Here is a 2,996-nt window from a genome sequence, read left to right on the forward strand (position 1 = left end):
TGTCTCACGACGATTGCGTCACGAGCAAGGCCGTGACTTTCTCGAATATTTCACGTTCCTGACGCAACCGCATATTCTCATGGCGCAAGCGTTGCCACTCGTTAGCTTGGAGTTTCCAATGACCTTTGAGCGCAAATGCCCGGGCAGGTGTATTTTCGGGCCGTCGCAAGTCCAGCCGGAATTCTATGAAGAACTCGTCCGTGTTCTTTCTACTATCTTGCTTCTTCGCCAGTGCTAGACAAGCGTCCTCGAGATTCTCGAAGGTATCGAGGACGACGGTGCGCGGAGTAGAACTGGAAGTATGCTCCGAATTTTCACTGTTAATCGGTTTGTCTCTAACCCGTTGTGATAACGTATACATAGCTATTGCTCCTGCGATCCCGTGCGCGTGATTAATCTAGGGTTACCACTCTTGTATGTGGACTCACGCCTTCGGGCACTGGTGTGGCCACCTGAGGTTTCTGCAATTCCGTGATGATGCGATCGCGAAACCAGGCGGGGTACAGGATCAAGGGGTCCCCGTCCATCGCAGCAGCGACAGTTTGCTGAACGACCGTCTGCATGAACTCCATGTCTATACCCGGCTGTCGCGCCACTTCGACCAACACATCGGCTATGATCCTATGTTCTCGACCCGTTAAGATGGCCATCGTGCTTTGCTCCTTTAAGCTATCTCGAATATCACGTTGAATCCTCTGGTGTGGAATTACTTCGATGTATCGCATCTGATATTTAGAAGGGCGTGGGTGTCTGAAAGTTAAGTGCAGGCCCATTTCAGCATCACACCGAAACGGGCCTGCATAGTTTTCTCAGTTAGCGTTGTAGCTCATGGGGAATTAATGGAAATAAAGCCAAGGTTTGTCTTCGAAGGCATTTGTCTGCGTTCTGTTCCGGGGCGACGCGTCAGACTGAATAGCCCCGCTCGAAGCAACTTGACTACCAGTTTTCGCTTCACGCTCGGCAATGGCCCACTCGTGGGGTAAGTTTTCCGCCCGGGTGCTGTTACGCCATGCCTCCTCAACGGCGGGATCAGCCGCGAACACAGAAGTCGATGCACCCAGTGCAAACGTTAACGCCAACATGGCACTAAGAACTGTCTTCATGATGTATCTCCTATTTCTGTTAAGTCTTTAACAAACAAGCATCACTCGCAGTTGCCGTATGGGACCGGTGACCGGCTAGGCATCTTTCACCCATTGTTCTTACGCACATAACACAAGTGTGAGACCAAGTACTTTGGATTAGATGCCGAGACAGCCGAGGAGGTTACGGGCGCAAATAAAATCCCTATTCCTTGGTCGTAATGGGGCTAGTGACGGACCCTAAAGTGGTACCGGCCATGCGGGTGGTATCGGTACCCACGTGGTGATAGCGGGGATAGTAGCCGTCGTGGTTGTAATGGGAATCGGGTGGCGCGGAGTTTCATGCATCCGTACGAGGAGGACCTTATCGATGAGAACTGAAAAGGCAGCGGAGAGGCGCCTGGGACAAAAGACCTGTTCCACACACTGCGGCCGCGGGCGAAGGTTTTCTGCCTGGTGAGCGGCCATATCAAACTGGTAGTGTTGAAAGATCTGGGTCGGCTGCCCGGTCCCTCGTAAGTAGGATCCCCATACGCAGCTGACGGGTCGGTCGATACTTACCCTACCGAGCCGTTTCCTATACTGCAAGATCCGCTTATCCCTGGTTCGGGGGAGTTAGAGTGGTGCCGATATGAAACAGCTCACCGTAACCGTTCTGGTGCTGTGCCTCTTAACTGGCTCTGGATTATTGCTTACAGCCGACGCAGCATCTCAATCGGAAGAGAATGCCGACATCGAGATGAGCAACATTAGCGGCGATATCAAAAAGCCGCGGCGCCATTTTCGGCTACGCAACCCGGCAGACCTCAAACCCAAGGAGGCGACAGAGATCTACAATATTATCGTTAGCGCATTGAAAGCCGGCTATGAACGCTCCGGTCATCCGGTTGCAGAAACGTACCAGGATTGGAAACGGTACAACACGGCACCATACTTATCCGTCTCCCATGGTAACCACTATCTCAATAATTACGCCAATTCTATTGCTAAGGCCTACGGTGCCTTCGAGGATGCCGGGACAATGCCGGTCGGGTCCACCATTGCCAAGGATAGTTTTTCAATCACGACGTCTCGTGGGATTGTTCTTGGGCCGTTATTCATTGCGCAGAAGATGCCGCCGGGCTTCAACGATGTCACCGGCGACTGGAAATATACGGAGATCCTACCCGACGGTACCCTGCTGGGCGAAACCAATGGCGAAGGGGCAGAGCGGGTTGAATACTGTATCGCCTGCCACTTGGCAGTAGAGCATCAAGATCATCTATATTTTATTCCCGAGCAGTATCGTATTGGCAAAAGGCAATAGGGTCTGGTTGTGAAGGAAACGAGGCACCAAGAAATCGGTGACTTAGACACAATAGAGGCCCATTATTGGGATGTCTTGAGTCAACATCCGAATCGCGCGGATGCACACGTTAGCCTAGGCACCGTTCTGCAGGAACAAGGTGGCTTCCGGGGGGCGATGATCCACTAGCGGCACGCTCGCTACTGAACCGGATCTAGCGCACGCTTGCTATATGTTAGTCGTGGTGCTCGAAGAGCGCTGACGGATACAGGAAGCCATAGTGTGTTATCGCAAAGCAATCGCGTTGGCGCCCGACCTTACCGAGGCGCATGTGGCCTTGGGCCGCTTGCTTGAGCAACAAGACCGGCACAAGAAGCTATGACCCATTATAAATGCCTTCACGCTAGAGGCTGCTTGATTCGAACGCTTGTCAGACGCGCATGTTTTTGATGTAAACTGGTCGAATTCCCGTTTAGATCAACGCAATGCGTGCATCAACACGAAGACGATTCTTGACGAACTCGCTGCGAGCATCCGCCGCCACATTGTTAGGGCTAGGCGATGGCCGCCTACTCATCCCGGACATGCTTGCGGCGGCCACGATTCCAGCCGGCTTTAAGCCAGTAACA

The 2,996-nt window shown here is 52.7% G+C and carries 6 protein-coding genes; 3 read left to right on the forward strand and 3 right to left on the reverse strand.

The genetic code is table 11. The features are described 5' to 3' along the window. Positions 1-4 precede the first annotated feature (4 nt). The 3 genes from O6944_00025 to O6944_00035 form a co-directional block, all read right to left on the reverse strand. The gene (locus O6944_00025) at positions 5-361 is read right to left on the reverse strand and encodes a hypothetical protein (protein MCZ6717538.1); all 357 of its coding nucleotides are present in this window, start codon (positions 359-361) and stop codon (positions 5-7) included. A 31-nt stretch (positions 362-392) separates the two neighbouring features. Continuing rightward, positions 393-650, reverse strand: a complete 258-nt coding sequence (locus tag O6944_00030; protein MCZ6717539.1) for a hypothetical protein — start codon at positions 648-650, stop codon at positions 393-395. 186 nt (positions 651-836) lie between these two features. Next, entirely contained in the window at positions 837-1,103 is a 267-nt protein-coding gene (locus O6944_00035; protein ID MCZ6717540.1) for a hypothetical protein, read from the reverse strand. A 610-nt stretch (positions 1,104-1,713) separates the two neighbouring features. Here O6944_00035 and O6944_00040 point away from each other — a divergent pair. From O6944_00040 to O6944_00050, 3 genes are all read left to right on the forward strand, one after another. Then, positions 1,714-2,388: a hypothetical protein gene (locus tag O6944_00040; protein ID MCZ6717541.1), complete on the forward strand. Its 675-nt coding sequence runs from the start codon at positions 1,714-1,716 to the stop codon at positions 2,386-2,388. Positions 2,389-2,397: 9 nt separating this feature from the next. Next, positions 2,398-2,556: a hypothetical protein gene (locus O6944_00045; protein MCZ6717542.1), complete on the forward strand. Its 159-nt coding sequence runs from the start codon at positions 2,398-2,400 to the stop codon at positions 2,554-2,556. Positions 2,557-2,647: 91 nt separating this feature from the next. Beyond that, positions 2,648-2,749: a hypothetical protein gene (locus O6944_00050; GenBank protein ID MCZ6717543.1), complete on the forward strand. Its 102-nt coding sequence runs from the start codon at positions 2,648-2,650 to the stop codon at positions 2,747-2,749. The last annotated feature ends 247 nt before the right edge of the window (positions 2,750-2,996 follow it).

It is taken from the genome of Gammaproteobacteria bacterium (assembly GCA_027296625.1).
Lineage (GTDB): Bacteria > Pseudomonadota > Gammaproteobacteria > JAKEHO01 > JAKEHO01 > JAKEHO01.